Raw genomic sequence first — 17,495 nt, forward strand, 5'->3', positions numbered from 1 at the left:
GAGGGCCGCTGGGCGGCGAGGATCGACGAACTGCTGGCGCCACACGTCGCGGCGCCACCGCCAGTCAAGGTTCGTCAGAAGAGGGTCGGTGTCGAAGAGACGGCGAAGTGCGACACCTGCGATGCGGAGTTCACCTATCAGCGGATGGGGAAGCCACGCAGCTTTTGCAGCAACGGCTTGCACGCTGAAGAAGTCAGTGCAGCAAAAACGAGAGGCCCGCGCACGTCTTCGGAACCCCACATCCTGAATGCGACGGCGCCGAGGTCGTCGGCTATGGAGATCACCGTCCCGCCGGTTGGTTCACGCCCCATGACGTAGAGGTCATTCCATTCATGCTCGATCCCTTGGGCCAAGAGCCATGCGGAGGCTTCATCGGCGAGGTCAGTCGGCATGAGGAAGTGAGAGACCGGCGACTGCATCAGCCGCACAAATCCGACGATCACATCGACATCAGGGATCAACGTAGCGGCGCAGTTCATTTTCCGCATAGTCGCGGATCGCCTGAACGTGGACGGTATGGTCGGCCTCCGCATCCGACATCAAGCGGAGCGAGCGGCTGACTTCTTCGTGGGGGTCGATCCCTACGCCCAACGCCATAGCGACTGCGGCGAGGAACGTGGCGCGAATCTGGTCCGCCGGATCAATGCCAGACACACGGTCCAGAACGAGAAAGGCGGGTTCGCGAAGAACGGCGACGGTCGATGCGCTTCGAACTCTGTCGCCGAGATTAGGGTCGGAGAAGATCATAGGTTTCGGTCTCTTTATAGGTGTCCATCCTTTGCGTTAAAGCACTCAATGGAAGAGGTAATCGGATCGGCGGACCTCGTTGATGTCGAAGTCCCCCATGGCCGGAAGGGGCGGGAGCTTCGCGGCGAACGCTTCGGGAAGCTGGGCGATCAGTTCGTCGCGAAAGATGGCCAGACGATCCACGCTGTATTGATCCGCGAAGGTGTCGCGCAGGATCGAGCGCAGTTCGAACACGCGGGCGGCGTGGACGCCGAAGCTGTCATGGACCACGGACAGGTCGAAGATACCGGCCTCGCGACAGGCATTGGCCACGGCCATCAGGTGTGCCGCATCCATGGAGTGGATGAAGTTGGGGCTGATCCCGTTGGCCTGACGCTGGCCGTCAATGCCGGGGGCGTCATGGCGCAGCTTGAGCCGCATCATCTTGTTCTTGTGATAGACCTTCACGAGCGACGAGCGGCCCTTCGGATAGGTCTGGAGAACCGGAAGGCCCGCCGGTGTCGTCCACCAAATCGGCAGACCGGCGGCGGTCATCACCTTGGCCGCTTCGCGCAGCCAAGCCATGGCGGTCGAGGCCGCGATGACGGTGCCGGAGATCGCCTCCCACAGGGCGTAGGACATGTAGAGGGACGAGGCGTAGTTGTCGGCCGAGCCGAGATGGGGCTGGCCGCTGGCGTCCAGTTCTCGCAGCGTCTGATAGATCATGTCCGTCATCCCGAAGCGCGTCGCGCTGTAGGTGAAGGTCATGCAGGGACGCTTGGCGATCTTGCGCGTGACCAGTCCGCCCCGCCACGGGAGAGCGCGTTCGTCCTCATCCTGATCGGCGAGGGCTTGGGCCTTCGCCGCAACGTCCGAGTAGATGTCCTGCGGGCGGTCATCCGGCACGAGGTTGACGGCCTTCGCGCCTACAGGATCGCGGAGCATGGCCGAGAAGTGCTGTAGCCCGCTGTTCGAACCGTCGAGGCTGATCGGCAGGTGGCTGATGAAGTCGGCACCTTCGCGGATATACCCCGACCATTCGATACAAGCGGCCAGAGCCATGAAGGGGCTGTCCGCTTCCGCCCAGAAGCGGGCGCCGTCGAGAGGGTTGGTCGCGCTGTCGAGGATCAGATGCTCGTTCGCCCAGAACCAGTTCATGCGCTCGTCGTGAGAGACCTTATCGACGCCGAAGAGACCGGCGATATGGACGGCCAAGGCTCCGGCCCCGGCGTCAGTGATCGGGTGGCCTTTGGCGAAGGTCAGGAGAGCCTTGCAGATGTCGTCGCCCTGCGGGTTGGGACCGGACGACGGGATCGGATAGACGCGGCCCCGGAAGTCCACGCTGTGCGGAAAGTAGATGGCGGCTTCGTCCACGAACTTGTCGGCGACCCATAGACGCTGACTGATCGCCAGACGCTTCGCCAGATTGGCGGCGTTCAGGTCGTGGATGTCGGCGGCCTCACGCTTCCATCGGGCCTTGACTTGTTCGTCATGGGCGAACTCCGGCGGGCGAGGCGGGAGGTCGAGAGGGTGACGGTTCGGCAGACCGCCCAGCACACCGCCGCCGTCCCAGATTTCGCGCACGACATCGAGGACCGCGCGATTGATTCGCCAAGCCGTGGACTGCACCGTGTTCACGGCCGAGTAGACGGCGGACATTTCCACCGTGCGGAGGTGTTCGTGATAGGCGGCGTTCGTCTGCTTCACGAGGCGGGCGCCCGGCGTCTTGGTGACGTAGCCGCCACGGAAAGGCGTCGTCCACCGGCGAGGGGGGACGATCATCGGCAGGTGCATCGGCTCCAACAGTTCGCACCGGGCGTGTTGCTGTTCGAGCCAGCGGTAGACAGCTTCGGTCGGGCGAATGATCTTCGTTCCACGGGCGATGGTCTCGACGGTGAACAAGCCGGTCGCATCGCAGAACAGTTCGAGGGCCTTGGCTCCCGCGCGGACGCGCTGCTGCACGGTGAACGTCCGGTCCACCCCGTGAGCGATCATGATGTTGTTGATGCCCTTGCGCTTCTTGCGCGTGACCAGAGACGACGACTTCCGCTGCGATTTGAGCAACGCCTTGAAGACATCCTTCCGGCTTTGACGAAGACCATCCATCTGGATGTGGTCGATGAAGGCGTCGGCTACAGCGATGCAGGTGACGGTGAACTTCTTTCCCGTGGCTGCTGCGTCGAGGGCGACGCGGCCAGTCAGATAGGCGGCTTCTTCCGCGCCGATCTGGGAGAGGATCAGGTGAGCATCCACGCCGCGCGCGGCGCCGCCATGATCGACGCGCTCGACAAACTCGCGGATGGCCTTGGCCGTGGGTTCGGTCGCAAGCTTGAGAAGCTGACGGCCGGGCGGGAGATCGGCTTCATCGTCGGGTGCGCGCGACTCATTGCGCCACGGCATAGGGCGGTTCGAGCGATAGCGGCTGGCGCCCAGCGCGCGTGACTCGTTCTCAAGGTCGATCTGGCGAGCGACTTTCTGTCGATAGGTTTCCTGTTGCACGACGATATTTAGCCGTGCGGGGCCGGGGCTTAAGGCGGGTCAGAACACCCCAAAGGGTTATTTGCAAAAAGCACTCAACTGGTCCAGATACAGCACCCGGAACTGCTCGCGCGGCTCATGCTGCAAGGTGACGCGGACATAGGCCAGCAGCGCCGTCCAGGACGAGATCACCGGCCGCTTCGCCGTCGGCTCCTTCGCGATCCGCCGCGTCACGTCGAAGATCAGCTGAAGGTCCAGCGCCACCGCCCGCGTCGCCTTGCCGACGGCATATCCCATCGACCGCGCCACCTGATCCTCGATCGCCTCATGGCTGGCCGCGCCGATCCCCTCCAGCCCTCCGAACCGCGCCAGTAGATCCTTGGCCAGCGGCTTGGTGTCCTTGTAGGGCACGCTGCGAAACAGCAGCAGCTCCAGCAGCTCATAGTCGGGCAGGGCGCCCAGGCCCCCCTTCGCCGCCCGCTCACGCAGCCGGTCGCGATGACCGCCGTGGCGCGGCTTGGGCTTGTCCCCGACTTCGGGCGCCTTGTCGTCGAGCATGATCCCTCCCGCTCAACGCAACCTGTGCGGAATTAGGGGGATGATCAAGAGTGTGTTGGCATGTCCGAGCTAGAACGCCGGGGGTGGCGACACGGCATTTAGGCTGGTCCGCCGTAACAGACCATATCGGTACGTAACCTCCCAACCATCAGGGGCGGCCTGAGATGGAGCTAGCCTGAAGGAGAGACATTTCGTGTCGCCCACGCAAGGCGTCGCCGACACAATCCGACTGGACGAAAGATAATTTGTGGATGGGTCGAATACGCGATCTCTCTCCGGCAGGGCTTGGACAGCGTCTCGATAGGCGCGCAGCATGTCTGCAGCGGTGTCGGATGACGGCGCTGCAAATCCAAGGGGTGCGCCGGTCTCTTGGCGACAGCCGCCTCCTGCGTCAGCGGTGCGATAGAGGACTTGGCGATACCCGCTGAATACGTTGACCAGCGGCTTGCCTTGAACCGATTGGTCCGTCCCGATGAAGCTGTTTGATGCTGTTTCGCAAACGTTTTTCGCACGCACTTGCGGTATTTCGACAAGTTCGATCATGACGTTGCCCAACGGCGCGGACGACGACACGGACCCCGTCTCGATGTCATCCGCGCGTTCAGGCGTAAGCCAAAGCGCCAGATCCCTAGTGGAATAAGACTTAAGCTGAGCGGCGGGCCTCTCCTCCGACGGGATCGGAATCTGACTGTAGCCGATATTCAGTTGAGTCAGCGTTCCCGCCAGGTCGAGCTTTGGCGCGCAACCGGCGAGGAGAAGAAACAGTGGCATCGCAGTCTGTTTCATACGAGCCCCTGCCGCCGTCCGTCAGTTCGGTCGGAACAACCCCGCCGGCGACGCCGTGAAGATTTCCAGTCCGTCTTCCGTCACCCCGATGGTGTGCTCGCACTGGGCCGACAGGGACTTGTCGCGCGTCACAGCGGTCCAGCCGTCGGACAGCACCTTCACGTGCGGCTTGCCCAGGTTCACCATCGGCTCGACGGTGAAGAACATGCCGGGCTTCAGCACCGCGCCCTCGCCGCGACGGCCGTAGTGCAGGACATTGGGGCTGTCGTGGAAGACGCGGCCGATGCCGTGGCCGCAGAAGTCGCGCACCACGCTCATGCGCTGGGCTTCGACGAACTTCTGGATCGCATAGCCGATGTCGCCGAACGTATTGCCAGGCTTGACCTGCTCCAGGCCCAGATCCAGCGACTGATAGGTCACGTCGATCAGCTTCTTCGCCCGCGCATTGATCTCGCCCACCGCATACATGCGGCTGGAGTCGCCGTGCCAGCCGTCCACGATCACGGTGTGGTCGATGTTGACGATGTCGCCGTCCTTCAGCACCCGGTCGCCGGGAATGCCGTGGCAGACGACGTGGTTGATCGAGGTGCAGACGGTCTTCTCGTAACCCTTGTAGCCCAGGCAGGCGGGAAGGCCGCCATTGTCCAGGGTGAACTCGCGCACCAGATCGTCGATCGTGCTGGTCAGGACCCCCGGCTTCACATGGGCCGCGATCATGTCCAGCGCCTCGGCGACCAGACGGCCGGCCTTGCGCATGCCCTCGAAGTCTTCCGCCTCATGGATGCGGATGGCGCTGGAGCGGACCAGGACGTCGGTTTCGAGTTCGGGCGTTTCGTACATGGGGGCGATCGGTCTGCAAAAGGCGGGATACGGCGCAATCCGTTCGCCGCAGATGGGCGTTATAGCATGAAACCTCAAGCCTGCCCCCGGATTCCCGCATGACCGACGCCGCCTCAATCGCCTCTGCGCCGACCGCCGCCGTCCTGGTCATCGGCGACGAAATCCTGTCGGGCCGGACCCAGGATACCAACACCAACACCATCGCCCGGTTTCTGGCGGCATTGGGGATCGACCTGATGGAGGCGCGGGTCGTCAGCGACGATCACGGCCGGATCGTCGAGGCGTTGGACGCGCTGTGCTCACGCTGGGACTATGTCTTCACCACCGGCGGCATCGGTCCGACCCATGACGACATCACCGCCGACGCCGTGGCGGCCGCCTTCGGCGTGGCCCTGCCCGAACATCCCGACGCGCTGGCCATCCTGTCGCGCCGCTATGGCGACGAGTTCAATGCCGCGCGCCGTCGCATGGCGCGCATTCCCGAGGGCGGCGTTCTGATCGCCAATCCGGTCACCGACGCGCCCGGCTTCCAGATCGGCAATGTCTTCGTCATGGCCGGCGTGCCCAAGATCATGCAGGCGATGCTGGAGGATGTGGCCCCGCGCCTGCGCACCGGCGCGATCGTGCATGTCCAGACCTTGAAGGTCACAGGCGTGGGCGAGGGGGCGGTGGCGGATGTGCTGCGAGCGGCGGCCAATCAGCGCCGCGACCTGTCCTTCGGCAGCTATCCGTTCGGCCATGGCGGCAGCGGCGAGATCGGAACCCAACTGGTCATTCGTGGCCGCGATGCCGATCAGGTCGATGCGGCGGCGCATGATTTGATCGCAGAACTGCGTAATCTGAGCATCGACGTTGCCGCTGCGTAACCTCGCAAAGCCGTGATCGTGTGCGGCTCAGGCGCCACGGTTTCGCCTGTTTCCGGTCCGATGGGGGCCTTGCCCGCAACGCTTTCGCGCCGCGAACGCTGAGAGGGCTCCTCCCCTGATCGACCGCGCGTAATGCGGCCGGCGCTTACTTAGGTGTATGAAATGACCTCCAGGAACTTCGCCCGCGCGGGCGGGATCGCCCTGACGACCGCCCTGCTGGCCGGCGTCGCCGCCCCGGCCATGGCCGGCTCCTTCTATGTCCAGGAACAATCGACCCGCGGCCAGGGTCGCGCCAACGCCGGCGTCGGCGCCGACAAGGGCGTCCAGTCGCTGTGGTGGAACCCCGCCGCCATCGCCGGAACCCAGCGTGAAGTTTACGTCGGCGCTCACGGCCTGATCCTGGACTCCGACGTCGATAACCGCGGCTCCACGCTCAGCTACAACCTGCCTGCCCCGACGCCACCGTTCCCGGCCGGCACGATCCTCAGCGGCTCCACCGTTGTCGCTGGCGACCCGCATGTCCACGACGTCGTCGAAAGCGGCATCGTGCCGAACTTCGCCGTCTCCATGCCGATCGGAGACCGCTTCAACGTCGGCCTGGCCGTCCAGGCGCCCTACAACTTCACCACCAAATACGAACAGCCTGACTTCGCCCGATACGACGCCCTGACGTCGGAACTGCGTTCGGCCAACGTCAGCCTGGTCGCCGCCATGACGGTCACCGACTGGTTGGACATCGGCGCCGGCTTCGACGCCCAGTACGCCAAGGCGACCCTGTCGTCGGCGCTGCCGAACCTGCCGACCGTTGCTGGCGTTGCTCCGCTGGTGCTGATCCCCTCGGCCACAGACGGCCGCAACCAGCTGGAAGGCGACGGCTGGGATTACGGATGGAACGCCGGCGCCCAGATGCACTTCGGCAAGCTGGACCTGGGTCTGTCGTATCGCTCCAAGATCGAGCACGAGCTTGAAGGCTCGGTGAACATCTCCGGCCTGACGGGCGCATTGGCTGCGGCAAACGTTTCGGCCGACGGCCAGGCCAGCTTCAATACCCCCTGGTACGCCACTGTCTCGGCCCGCTACGCCGTCAACGATCGCCTGACCCTGAACGCCCAGGTCAATCAGATCGGCTGGAGCGAGTTTGACGCCATCCGCGTGACCTATGGCGCCAACGGTCGTTCGACCATCGTTCAGGACTATGACGACGTCACCACCGGCGCCATCGGCTTCGACTACAAGATCGACCCCTCGATGACCTTCCGCGCCGGCCTGGGCTACGACCCGACCCCGACCTCGGACGATCACCGCACCGCCCGTATCCCGGACGGCGACCGCTGGCTCTACGCCGCCGGCCTGTCCAAGACGGTCGGTTCGATGACCTTCGACGGCGCCGTGACCTATATCGACATCGACACCGCCACGATCAACGACACCCGCGACGTCTATGGCAACGGCCTGGTCATCTCGAACCTGCGCGGCGAAGCGCAAGGCTCGGGCGTCGGCTTCTCGCTGGGCGCGACCTGGAACTTCTGAGGTCCGCTCAGCCCCGGCTGATATGAGAACGGCGGCTCCTTCGCAGGAGCCGCCGTTTTTATTGTCTCAACATGACGGCGTCGGGGAGCAAACGCGCTCCCCGATCCTCAGGCTTACCCCTTAGCGGCGGCGCCGTAGCCCTTGCCGCCGTTCGACGGGCGGCGACGCGGGCGGCGCTTCATCTGACCTTCCGCCGGCTTGGCGTTGTCATTGATCGACGGCACGCGCTCGCCAGCCAGGGGGTTGTAGGCGCGTTCCGGTCGGGCCGGAGCGGCCTCGCCGGTGACGCGATTGCCGCGACGCTGGCGGTGCGGCTGGCCGCCGCCTTCCGGACGCACGCCCTCGCGGTGCGGGGCGCGACGACCGCGACCGCCGCGCCCGCCTTCGTTGCGCTCACCGCCTTCGCGTTCCGGCAGGGTCGCCTTCTTGCCGACGCCGGTAGCCATGATGGTGGCGTCCAGCTGGCCCAGGGCCTTGTCGTTGCGGCGGTCGATGGCCGGGATCTTCTGGCGCGTGACCTTCTCGATGTCGCGCAGCAGCTTCATCTCGTCGCCGGCGACGAAGCTGACGGCGGTGCCGTCCTTGCCCGCCCGCGCAGTGCGGCCGATGCGGTGGACGTAGCTTTCCGGCACGTGCGGCAGTTCGAAGTTCACGACGTGCGAGACGCCGTCCACATCGATGCCGCGCGCGGCGATGTCGGTGGCGACCAGGACGCGCAGCTTGCCCTTCTTGAAGGCTTCCAGCGTGCGTTCGCGCTGGGGCTGGCTCTTGTTGCCGTGGATGGCCCCGGCTTCGACGCCGCCGGCTTCCAGATAGGCCGCGACCTTGTCGGCGCCGTGCTTGGTCTTGGTGAAGACCAGGCAGCGCGTGTACTCGGGGTCGCTGAACATCTCGGTCAGCAGGGCGCGTTTGCGGCCCTGTTCGATATAGACGACCGACTGGCTGATGCGCTGCACCGTGGTCGACTGCGGCGTGACCTGGACCTTGACTGGATCCTTAAGCAGTTCGCCCGCCAGCTTGCCGATCTCGCTGGGCATGGTCGCCGAGAAGAACAGGTTCTGGCGCTTGGTCGGGATCTTGGACACGATCTGGCGGATCGGCTTGATGAAGCCCAGGTCCAGCATCTGGTCGGCCTCGTCCAGCACGAAGATCTCGGTCGAGGACAGGTCCAGGTTCTTCTGCTGGATGTGGTCCAGCAGGCGGCCGGGCGCGGCGATCAGGATGTCCAGGCCCTGTTGCAGGGCCCGCTCCTGGGCGCCGTATTTCACGCCGCCGAAGATCACCGCGACCCGGAAGCCCAGGTGCGCGCCGTAGGCCTTGAAGCTGTCGCCGATCTGGGTGGCCAGCTCGCGCGTGGGGCTCAGGACCAGCACGCGCGTCGTGCGCGGCCGGGGCGGAATGCGGTTTTCGGCCAGGCGATGCAGGATCGGCAGGGCGAAGGCGGCGGTCTTGCCGGTGCCGGTCTGGGCGATGCCCAGCAGGTCCTTGCCGGCCATGACGTCGGGGATGGCCTTTTCCTGGATCGGGGTCGGCTTGGTATAGCCGGTCGAGGCCAGGGCCTGCAGCAGGGCCTTGTTCAGGCCCATGGATTCGAATGTGGTGCTCACAGCAATGTCTTTCGCGTAGCGGCAGGGCGCTATCAGCCATGGCATGACGCCGTCGGGCCGCGCACCGCCAGTCCCGACGGGGCCTCGGGGAGGAGGCCTGCGGGGTGGATCGGGCGCCGCCCCGCGTGTCCGGGCAGCGAATGGATATGAGGGGCCGGCGGCTTCTACAGACAGGTCCGAAGGGGATCCACACGCGCTGGAGACGCCGGAGATCGCGAGTGTGCGACGCCGCGCAAATGGGCGCTTATCGCCGATAAGTCAACTGCCGCACACATCAGGGCGCGTATCGCGTCGCCGCCTCGGGCAGTCCGTCGGGCAGGCCGATGGCCGCGCGCCAGTCCTCGGGATGCAGCCGCGCCATCTCCAGATCCAGCCACGCCAGCGGCTTCAGCGCCCCGTCGTCGTCCCAGAACCGCTCGGCCCACGGCTGGCCCGTCTCGATCGCCCGCGCCCGGTCCCGCGCCGTCGCCTCGGACCCCAGATGTGTCGCGCGCCAGTGATACAGCCACGGAATATGCCAGTGCGGCGCCTGCGTCAGCCGCTCGTCCGTCATCGCCGCCGCCAGACATTCCGCCAGCGCCCGCGCGTCCTCCAGCTGGGCGTTGAAGGCGTCGCGCCGCGCCTGGATATGCCGGTCCCAGCCCTCGGCCGGCTCGATCGGCGCCAGCGTCGGCTCGGGCCGTTTCCAGCCTTCCGCCTCGCGCCGCTTCCACAGGGCGTGCACCCCGACGTCATAGCGTGCGGCGACGGACCGCGCGGTCTCGCCGTCCTCCCACGCCTTCCTGACCTCGGCCCAGACGGCGTCCGGCCGGATCTTGCGATGTATGCCTTGGCTCATGGGACGGGGGTGTCGCACGCCCCTGCGTCATCATCGGTCGCACCCGCGCCGATGCACAGCTGGCGCGTGACCCCTGACATGTCGCGATGTGTAAAATCAAATCTCTAGCCTCGAAAATCGGCCTTCTTCCGGCCTGGGGTAGAGACCGCCCCATAATGCCCGCATGGAAAAACGCCGCTACAAGATCAAACCGCCCGAGGTCTGGACCCAGGTCCGAAAGGACTATCTGTCCGGCCTCGACGCCAAGACCGTCGCCGCCCGCCACGACGTGACCGAGGCCTCCATCCGCGCCCGCGCGACGAAGGAGGGCTGGTCCCGCCATCCGCGCAGCGAGGCCGCGACGCCCGCGCCCCAGCCCCTGTCGCCTCACGATGCGGCCGAACTGTCGCCGGAAGACCCCAATGATCCCGCCGCCCTGGCGCGCGCCGCCGCCCAGGCCTCGGGCCGCGCCCTGCACGCCCAGGACTTCGCCCAGGCCCGCGCCCTGGCGGCCTTGGCCGAGACCTATCGCAAACTGGCCGACCGCGACGGCCCCAGCCGCGCCGCCCGCCTGACGGTGAAGAACGCGCCCCTGCAACTGGTCTTCGACATCCTGACCAATGAGGCCGAGGCCGAGCGCCGCTTCGCCATGAACACCAGCGACAAGAGCGACTGGGAACTGCGCGGCCAGTACTGGCAGGCGAAGCAGAAGCTGGAGCGCGCCAACACCGAATGGGGCCACGCCCAACTGGCCCGCCGCGTCCAGCTGGACCGCCGCATCGCCGCGCTCGAGGACCAGCTCCGCGCCGCCGGCCTCGACCCCGTCATCGAACGCGAACAGGACCGCCGCATCTCCCAGGGCCTCGACCTCTTCCTCGGCCCCCTGCGGGGGAGAGTGACGATGGAGGAGTGGGAGAAGACGCTGGATGAGTTGTGAAGGCAGTCCTGGCTGCCTTTAGGCGAGAATGAAGCAGGTTGCGAATAAGCGCCGAGGTAACACTCCGCCTTCCACCCGCCTGACAAGGATATAGACCTTGCGAAGAAGGCGGCCGATCAGATTTGGCAGAAGCTTCCATTCTGCGGTTCTCCAAAGAGGTCCTCGACGGAGACGGCATTAATGAAGAGGTGGCCCATCCCGCTAGAAGTGGAGGCGAGATGGGGCCAGCCATGATCGGGTAGCCTATGCTGCCCCAGCATTGAGCCAAGGCCATTCGCATCGAACTTGGGCTTTAAAGGCTGCGAAGCTTGGAGACCGACCTTCGATCTCATTGGCTGTACACGCCTTTAATAGTTCCGCGCGCTCGAGCGGGGAGTGGCTTATGCCGGAAATGGTTCGTAGTACGCCTTTCGCTGCCACTCCATCACCGGCGTATGTAAACGACGCATCAAATCGCCGCCGCATCTCCGCTTCATCTGCTAAAATCCAGTTCTCAATATGAATGTCAGGCACTCCGATCGAAAAGCGACGACCCGGTGCCAGCTTCGCAAGCTCACTGTGCAATTCGTTCGCGAACTGTGTCGCTGAGGCTTGTCGCCTTTCTCGATCTACGAGGATGATGAAATCCGCGAAATCGGCTCCAATACGGGCCAAGGGGGCTGCGATCTTTTTCGAGATGACCTCTGTCGACACATCCTTACCATTTGTGAATGGGCGAAGTATGAGGGCCGACGGGTATGTTCTCCTGATGAAGTGCTCTTCGGTTTGTCCTTCAACGATTGCGACAATCCTACGCATCAAGCGCACCCATGCGATAAAGATCGCCCGCGCCGAATCCGCTATCTTCAATAAGCAGCCTGACTCCTTCTATATCTGGAGCTCTCCGCGCGTGTGTTAATCCAGAATGACTGTCAAATACAGATATTTCATCTATATTACAGCAATTTAAAAGTGTCTGGCTGTGTGTTGAGATCAGAATCTGACGATCTGCTGGAGATCCCTCCAGTATGTCTCGGCATAGGGATATGAAAGACTCCTGCATCCTTGGGTGCAAAAAATTTTCCGGCTCTTCAATAGTGCGGAAGTGATTCTGCGAGAAAAGTATAGTTACTAAAGTAATCCATTTAATCGTTCCATCACTGAGTCTTGAGAAAGCAAATTCATTTCCGCCTTGATCTTCGTGTGTCGATACAAAACCCTTCAAAAGCGCCTCGGCTAAATCGAGCCGGACTTCAATATTCTGTATGGATGGATTAACTTCTCTAGTCCAGCTCAATATGCTAGAAAATCTATTGTGCTGTTCACTTCTAGATAAGAAATGGCTAGGCACGAATGTACCCATTCGATTTGTTGGGTAGTATTCGCCTCGGCTTAGTCTGTATATAGTTCCAGAAAGATTCTCCCCATTGAACTCAATGGAACTCATCCGCGATACGGGGGACGGCTTTCTCGCGAGAGACGGCTCAATGTTGATTGATCTGTAGGAGGTGGCATCGAGAAAAATCTGCGCCATCGCGTCGCCACGAATGGGCAACACCCGCAACAGTGACATTCCGGGGGCTAGGCTGTCGGCTATCTGCTCTATTCGCGGTGCGTCCTCATCGTCATCGTCCCCAAAATAGAAATTTTCCCAGTGCTTTTGCACGAGAGAGCTGAATGGATGTCGCTTAGGGCTCATGCGAAATCGAGTCCGATGACCAATCTCGGTCATCTGGGTGTGCCGCCACAAACTGAAAAGTGGCGTATCAGACGTCGCAAGATGTATACTATCTGACTCGACGAATATCTGTGACAATGTCTTGTTGTATCTTACGCTGCATTGATATCTATAATCAACGCGAGTCCCGCTTGCTAGCGGCATGTCCCGATCGCGAATTCTTCCAGTCGACTGAACAGTGTAGTATCCGCAGATTGAAAATCTCAGATGGGCATTCTTTGGGGTGTTGCGTTCTACGCTGAAAAGCGAGCCAGCGCCTTTTGCAACGGCAATCGCAGCATCTAACCCGTCCTCAATGAACTCACCCAGAAAATCTAGAAAAGAAATGAGGTTGGATTTCCCAGCGCCATTCGGCCCAACGATCACGTTGAGACCTGGTCGAAATTCGTAGCCGAAGTTCACCAGCGAGCGAAATCCGTCGATGTCGATACGTTGCAGCATAGGCCCTCCGCGGAAGACTTAAGCAAGAACCGATCAGTGCGTAAAGGTTGTGCTGCGCGGGTGTCCAGGATTGCCGTCCGACTTTTTGGAGTTTTGCCGGCTGCCTTTACGTGCGCGACGCTACACAGGTGGCTCGTAGCTCAGTGGACTGTTGAAAGGCTACGCTTCTGCGTATAGTCGCAGCTACCGCCCCTTCCTGAACCGCTCCTGCGCCTCCGCCGCCGCCTCGGCGCGCCAGCGTTTTGGCGCGGACTTGTCGACGGCTTCGCCGGCGCCGGTCAGGGCTTCGTTGGCGAACTCCAGGTCCATCAGCTTCATGCGCTTGATCTCGTCGCGCAGGCGCCCGGCTTCCTCGAACTCCAGGTTGGAGGCGGCCTCGCGCATGCGGCCTTCCAGGTCGCGCAGGGCGGCCTGGAAGTTGGAGCCGACGAAGGGTTTGGAGGCTTCGGCCACGCCCGGCCTGGTCAGGCGATCCATCTCGCGCGACTCATAGGGGCTGTCCATGATCTCCTTGATGTCGCGCTTGACCGTTTCGGGCGTGATGCCGTGTTCGGTGTTGTAGGCCATCTGCCGTTCGCGACGGCGGTCGGTCTCGGCGATGGCGCGCTCCATACTGCCGGTCATGCGGTCGGCGTACAGGATGACGCGGCCGTCCACATTGCGCGCGGCGCGGCCGATGGTCTGGATCAATGAGGTCTCCGAGCGCAGGAAGCCCTCCTTGTCCGCATCCAGGATGGCGACCAGGCCGCATTCGGGGATATCCAGCCCCTCGCGCAGCAGGTTGATGCCGATCAGGCAGTCGAAGGTCCCCAGCCGCAGGTCGCGCAGAATCTCGATCCGCTCCAGCGTGTCGACGTCGGAGTGCATGTAGCGGACGCGGATGCCCTGCTCGTGCATGTATTCGGTCAGGTCCTCGGCCATCTTCTTGGTCAGGGTGGTGACCAGGCTGCGATAGCCCTTGGCCGTCGTCGCCTTGACCTCGTCGATGACGTCGTCGACCTGGTTGCGGGTCTTGCCTGAGACGGGGCGGATCTCGACCGGCGGGTCGATCAGGCCGGTGGGGCGGATCACCTGCTCGACGAAGACGCCGCCCGCCTGTTCCATTTCCCACGGGCCGGGGGTGGCTGACACGTGCACCGTCTGGGGGCGCATGGCCTCCCATTCCTCGAACTTCAGCGGGCGGTTGTCGATGCAGGAGGGCAGGCGGAAGCCGTATTCCGCCAGCGTCGACTTGCGGCGGTAGTCGCCCCGGAACATGCCGTTGATCTGGCCGATGGTGACGTGGCTCTCGTCCACGAACAGCAGGGCGTTGTCGGGGATGTATTCGAAGAAGGTCGGCGGCGGCTCGCCCGGCGCGCGGCCGGTCAGCCAGCGGCTGTAGTTCTCGATGCCCGCGCAGCTGCCGGTGGCCTCCATCATCTCCAGGTCGAAGCGGGTGCGTTGCTCCAGCCGCTGGGCCTCCAGCAGCTTGCCGTTCTCGACCATCCAGTCCAGCGTCTCCTTCAGCTCGGCCTTGATGCCGCTGGTGGCCTGGTTCAGCGTCGGGCGCGGGGTCACATAGTGGCTGGCGGCATAGACGGTGATCTCGTTCAGATCGGCCGTCTTCTTGCCCGTCAGCGGATCGAACTCCTGGATCGCCTCCAGCTCGTCCCCGAACAGGCTGATGCGCCACGCCCGATCTTCCAGGTGGACCGGGAAGATTTCGATCACGTCGCCGCGCTTCCTGAACATGCCCCGGTCGAAGTTCAGGTCGTTGCGCTTGTACTGCAGCGCGATCAGATCCGCCCGCAGCTTCGCCTCGTCGATCTGATCCCCCACCTTCAGCGTGAACGTCATCGCCGTATAGGTCTCCACCGACCCGATGCCGTAGATGCAGGACACCGACGCCACAACAATGACGTCTTCGCGTTCTAGTATAGCTCGTGTCGCAGAGTGCCGCATCCGGTCGATCTGCTCGTTGATCGACGAATCTTTCTCAATGTAGGTGTCAGTTCTCGGAACGTAAGCTTCCGGCTGGTAGTAGTCGTAGTAGCTTACAAAGTATTCGACAGCGTTATCCGGGAAGAAGCTCTTGAATTCGGAATAGAGCTGGGCCGCCAGCGTCTTGTTCGGCGCTAGGATCAGGGCAGGGCGCTGGGTTTCCTCGATCACCTTGGCCATGGTGAAGGTCTTGCCTGAGCCGGTGACGCCCAGCAGCACCTGATCGCGGTCCCCGGCCTGGGCCTGGGCCACCAGTTCGGCGATGGCGGCGGGCTGGTCGCCGGCGGGCGTGTATTTGGTCTCCAGCCGAAAGCGGCCGCCCTTCTTCTTGCCCTCGTGCGAGGGGCGGTGCGGCACCCAGTCTGCGGGCGCGGCGAGCGGCTCCTCCGGCGTCAGGCGCGGGCCGGCGACCGGGGCGAACATCGGCATCTTGCCCGTGTCGCGCAGGAACGCGGCCGACGCCTCCTGCACCCCAGGATTTGGGACGTGAACGGGCTTGGCCGGCTTGGCGGCGGCGGGCTTCGGCGTCGAAGAACGGTTCATGAACAGAACTTAGTGCGTGAGGGCGTGTCTCGCCATAGCGCGCTGAGTTGCGCTGGGTTGCGGTCGGTTCAGCTTGACTCCCTCGCACAGTATGTCCCATACACTGTGTGTCACACACTATGTGGCGTACGGAGGTGGTGGGTGAGCGAGAACGACGAGGCGTTGCTGTTCGAGAGTCTGCGGCTGGAGCTGCGGCGGGGGTCGTTGATCCTGGCCGTGCTGGCGAGCCTCAGGCGCGAGCAATACGGCTATTCGCTGCGGGTCGCCTTGGGCGAGGTCGGGGTCGAGATGGAGGAGAGCACCCTCTATCCGCTGCTGCGCCGGCTGGAGAGCCAGGGGCTGCTGGACAGCGAATGGCGTGAGGAGGAGCGGCGCAAGAAGCGGTTCTACCGCCTGTCGTCGCGCGGGGAGGCGATGCTGGAACGGCTCGCCGTGGAATGGCGCGGCCTGTCGGCCTCGCTGGAGAAGATGCTGTGAACATCGGGAAAGAGGGAGAGGCGGGCATGGACCTGGTCGAACGTTATTTGAAGGCCGTGGCGGCCCAGCTGCCGAAAGAAAACCGCGAGGACATCGTCGCCGAGCTGCGCGACGAGATCATGGGGCGTCTGGAGGCGCTGGAGGCGCGTCTGGGCCGGGCGCCCACAGACGACGAAGTCGAGGCCCTGCTGCGCGAGGTCGGTCATCCGCTGAGCGTGGCGGCGCGCTATCGCCCAGGACCGCAGGCGCTGATCGGGCCTGAGCTTTATCCGTGGTGGATGTTCGGGTTGAAGGTCGGGCTGACGGTGATGGCCGCCGTCACCCTGATCGGCCTGGCGGTGCGAGTCCTGGTCGGCGACGTCTATTTGGGCCAGGCGATCGGGCAGGGGATCTCCAGTCTGATCAGCGGCGCGATCACGGTCGTCGGCTTGCTGACCGCCGTCGGCTTCGTTCTGGAGCGTCAGTCTAAGAAGCCGGACTTCATCGCCAAATGGCGCGTCAAGGACCTGGGTCTGTTCGAACTGGGCGGCGGTTTCGACGCCGAGCAGTGGGGGCAGAAGCTGGCGAACGGAGACTGGTCGGGCGGAAGCGCGGGGCAGGCCAAGTCGGGTCGTGCTGTGCGCAGGAGCGCCGAGATGTCGCCCGTGGCGCGTGCGGTGGCCAGCGCCATCAGCTGGACCGTGGTGCTGCTGTGGTGGACGGGTCTGTTGCAGGTGGCGCCGATCCGGCCGGAGGAGCTGGCCGGGGTCGTCGACGGCGTCGATTATGGGCGCATTCTGGCCGACATGGTGCGGGTCGCCTATTGGCCGGTCGCCCTGTTCGCCGCCTGCCGCATCGGTTTCGATCTGATGCGGGCGGCGTCGGGCGGCAATGTGCGGGTCACGGCGCTGGGCGACCTGGCGTTCGGGATCGCCGCCGCCTGGGGTCTGCTGTGGGTCTGGTTCTGGTCGGCGCTGTCGCCGATAATCTGGGTCGGCAGCGTCACCGATTTCGTGGATCGGATTCGGGTGTTGATCGGCCGCTCCGGCGAGGACGTCGGCGGCGTGGCGACGATCCTGATGGTCGTGGTGGTCTGGGCCTTCGCCGCCGAAGTGGTGCGCGTCATCCGCGCGGCGGCGCGGCTGGTGGTCGGTTGATAAAGGCGACGCCCCTCTTGACGGCGTGTAACCTATAGGTGATATGTCACCTCAAG

15 protein-coding genes and 1 pseudogene are annotated in these 17,495 nt (G+C 63.9%); 5 read left to right on the forward strand and 11 right to left on the reverse strand.

Annotated features, from left to right (window positions below; genetic code table 11):
* Positions 1 to 137: 137 nt before the first annotated feature.
* From Q9R14_RS00590 to map, 6 genes and pseudogenes are all read right to left on the reverse strand, one after another.
* The gene (locus Q9R14_RS00590; protein WP_197071086.1) at positions 138 to 488 is read right to left on the reverse strand and encodes a hypothetical protein; all 351 of its coding nucleotides are present in this window, start codon (positions 486 to 488) and stop codon (positions 138 to 140) included.
* Entirely contained in the window at positions 451 to 747 is a 297-nt protein-coding gene (locus tag Q9R14_RS00595) for a hypothetical protein (RefSeq protein ID WP_045811640.1), read from the reverse strand. Before Q9R14_RS00595 ends, Q9R14_RS00590 begins: the two co-directional genes overlap by 38 nt.
* Positions 748 to 792: 45 nt before the next feature.
* Positions 793 to 3,225 carry a DNA-directed RNA polymerase gene (locus tag Q9R14_RS00600; RefSeq protein WP_306003098.1) on the reverse strand — a complete coding sequence of 811 codons (2,433 nt, stop codon included), beginning with the start codon at positions 3,223 to 3,225 and terminating at the stop codon, positions 793 to 795.
* A 78-nt stretch (positions 3,226 to 3,303) separates the two neighbouring features.
* A pseudogene (locus Q9R14_RS00605) lies at positions 3,304 to 3,762 on the reverse strand (RadC family protein); the annotation flags it as partial.
* A 69-nt stretch (positions 3,763 to 3,831) separates the two neighbouring features.
* The gene (locus Q9R14_RS00610; RefSeq protein ID WP_306003099.1) at positions 3,832 to 4,548 is read right to left on the reverse strand and encodes a hypothetical protein; all 717 of its coding nucleotides are present in this window, start codon (positions 4,546 to 4,548) and stop codon (positions 3,832 to 3,834) included.
* Between the two features lie 21 nt (positions 4,549 to 4,569).
* A complete protein-coding gene (map, locus tag Q9R14_RS00615; RefSeq protein WP_017504701.1) occupies positions 4,570 to 5,388 on the reverse strand; it encodes a type I methionyl aminopeptidase in 819 nt (272 codons plus the stop codon).
* A gap of 98 nt (positions 5,389 to 5,486) precedes the next feature.
* Here map and Q9R14_RS00620 point away from each other — a divergent pair, with 98 nt between their 5' ends.
* The gene (locus Q9R14_RS00620; RefSeq protein WP_306003100.1) at positions 5,487 to 6,254 is read left to right on the forward strand and encodes a competence/damage-inducible protein A; all 768 of its coding nucleotides are present in this window, start codon (positions 5,487 to 5,489) and stop codon (positions 6,252 to 6,254) included.
* A gap of 162 nt (positions 6,255 to 6,416) precedes the next feature.
* Positions 6,417 to 7,784, forward strand: a complete 1,368-nt coding sequence (locus Q9R14_RS00625; RefSeq protein ID WP_306003101.1) for an OmpP1/FadL family transporter — start codon at positions 6,417 to 6,419, stop codon at positions 7,782 to 7,784.
* 113 nt (positions 7,785 to 7,897) lie between these two features.
* Here the strand turns inward: Q9R14_RS00625 and Q9R14_RS00630 are convergent, their stop codons facing one another.
* Positions 7,898 to 9,370 (reverse strand): DEAD/DEAH box helicase, encoded by a 1,473-nt coding sequence (locus tag Q9R14_RS00630; protein WP_306004168.1) that lies wholly within the window; start codon positions 9,368 to 9,370, stop codon positions 7,898 to 7,900.
* Between the two features lie 295 nt (positions 9,371 to 9,665).
* Complete coding sequence (locus Q9R14_RS00635) at positions 9,666 to 10,229, reverse strand: hypothetical protein (RefSeq protein WP_306003102.1); 564 nt, start codon at positions 10,227 to 10,229, stop codon at positions 9,666 to 9,668.
* Between the two features lie 163 nt (positions 10,230 to 10,392).
* On the opposite strand from Q9R14_RS00635, the gene Q9R14_RS00640 reads away from it, so the two are divergent.
* Positions 10,393 to 11,145: a hypothetical protein gene (locus tag Q9R14_RS00640; RefSeq protein ID WP_306003103.1), complete on the forward strand. Its 753-nt coding sequence runs from the start codon at positions 10,393 to 10,395 to the stop codon at positions 11,143 to 11,145.
* Positions 11,146 to 11,388: 243 nt separating this feature from the next.
* On the opposite strand, the gene Q9R14_RS00645 is transcribed toward Q9R14_RS00640, so the two are convergent.
* The 3 genes from Q9R14_RS00645 to uvrB form a co-directional block, all read right to left on the reverse strand.
* Positions 11,389 to 11,943, reverse strand: coding sequence for a hypothetical protein (locus tag Q9R14_RS00645; RefSeq protein ID WP_306003104.1), 555 nt, complete (start codon positions 11,941 to 11,943; stop codon positions 11,389 to 11,391).
* Positions 11,936 to 13,303, reverse strand: a complete 1,368-nt coding sequence (locus tag Q9R14_RS00650) for an AAA family ATPase (RefSeq protein WP_306003105.1) — start codon at positions 13,301 to 13,303, stop codon at positions 11,936 to 11,938. The genes Q9R14_RS00645 and Q9R14_RS00650 overlap by 8 nt, the downstream gene beginning before the upstream one ends.
* Positions 13,304 to 13,486: 183 nt before the next feature.
* Entirely contained in the window at positions 13,487 to 15,826 is a 2,340-nt protein-coding gene (uvrB, locus tag Q9R14_RS00655; protein WP_306003106.1) for an excinuclease ABC subunit UvrB, read from the reverse strand.
* A gap of 141 nt (positions 15,827 to 15,967) precedes the next feature.
* Between uvrB and Q9R14_RS00660 the strand changes: the two genes are divergently transcribed.
* Both Q9R14_RS00660 and Q9R14_RS00665 read left to right on the forward strand, forming a co-directional pair.
* The gene (locus Q9R14_RS00660) at positions 15,968 to 16,303 is read left to right on the forward strand and encodes a PadR family transcriptional regulator (protein ID WP_161638426.1); all 336 of its coding nucleotides are present in this window, start codon (positions 15,968 to 15,970) and stop codon (positions 16,301 to 16,303) included.
* A gap of 26 nt (positions 16,304 to 16,329) precedes the next feature.
* Positions 16,330 to 17,439, forward strand: a complete 1,110-nt coding sequence (locus Q9R14_RS00665) for a hypothetical protein (protein ID WP_306003107.1) — start codon at positions 16,330 to 16,332, stop codon at positions 17,437 to 17,439.
* Positions 17,440 to 17,495: the final 56 nt, after the last annotated feature.

The organism is Brevundimonas sp. C43, from assembly GCF_030732185.1.
In the GTDB taxonomy this organism is placed as follows: domain Bacteria; phylum Pseudomonadota; class Alphaproteobacteria; order Caulobacterales; family Caulobacteraceae; genus Brevundimonas; species Brevundimonas diminuta_C.

Bases quoted from the DNA above. Each gene is read 5' to 3' on its own strand.
- Q9R14_RS00590 (WP_197071086.1), bottom strand. From the start codon at position 488: ATGCGGAAAATGAACTGCGCCGCTACGTTGATCCCTGATGTCGATGTG.
- Q9R14_RS00595 (WP_045811640.1), bottom strand. From the start codon at position 747: ATGATCTTCTCCGACCCTAATCTCGGCGACAGAGTTCGAAGCGCATCG.
- Q9R14_RS00610 (WP_306003099.1), bottom strand. From the start codon at position 4,548: ATGAAACAGACTGCGATGCCACTGTTTCTTCTCCTCGCCGGTTGCGCG.
- map (WP_017504701.1), bottom strand. From the start codon at position 5,388: ATGTACGAAACGCCCGAACTCGAAACCGACGTCCTGGTCCGCTCCAGC.
- Q9R14_RS00620 (WP_306003100.1), top strand. From the start codon at position 5,487: ATGACCGACGCCGCCTCAATCGCCTCTGCGCCGACCGCCGCCGTCCTG.
- Q9R14_RS00625 (WP_306003101.1), top strand. From the start codon at position 6,417: ATGACCTCCAGGAACTTCGCCCGCGCGGGCGGGATCGCCCTGACGACC.
- Q9R14_RS00630 (WP_306004168.1), bottom strand. From the start codon at position 9,370: ATGGGCCTGAACAAGGCCCTGCTGCAGGCCCTGGCCTCGACCGGCTAT.
- Q9R14_RS00635 (WP_306003102.1), bottom strand. From the start codon at position 10,229: ATGAGCCAAGGCATACATCGCAAGATCCGGCCGGACGCCGTCTGGGCC.
- Q9R14_RS00640 (WP_306003103.1), top strand. From the start codon at position 10,393: ATGGAAAAACGCCGCTACAAGATCAAACCGCCCGAGGTCTGGACCCAG.
- Q9R14_RS00645 (WP_306003104.1), bottom strand. From the start codon at position 11,943: ATGCGTAGGATTGTCGCAATCGTTGAAGGACAAACCGAAGAGCACTTC.
- Q9R14_RS00650 (WP_306003105.1), bottom strand. From the start codon at position 13,303: ATGCTGCAACGTATCGACATCGACGGATTTCGCTCGCTGGTGAACTTC.
- uvrB (WP_306003106.1), bottom strand. From the start codon at position 15,826: ATGAACCGTTCTTCGACGCCGAAGCCCGCCGCCGCCAAGCCGGCCAAG.
- Q9R14_RS00665 (WP_306003107.1), top strand. From the start codon at position 16,330: ATGGACCTGGTCGAACGTTATTTGAAGGCCGTGGCGGCCCAGCTGCCG.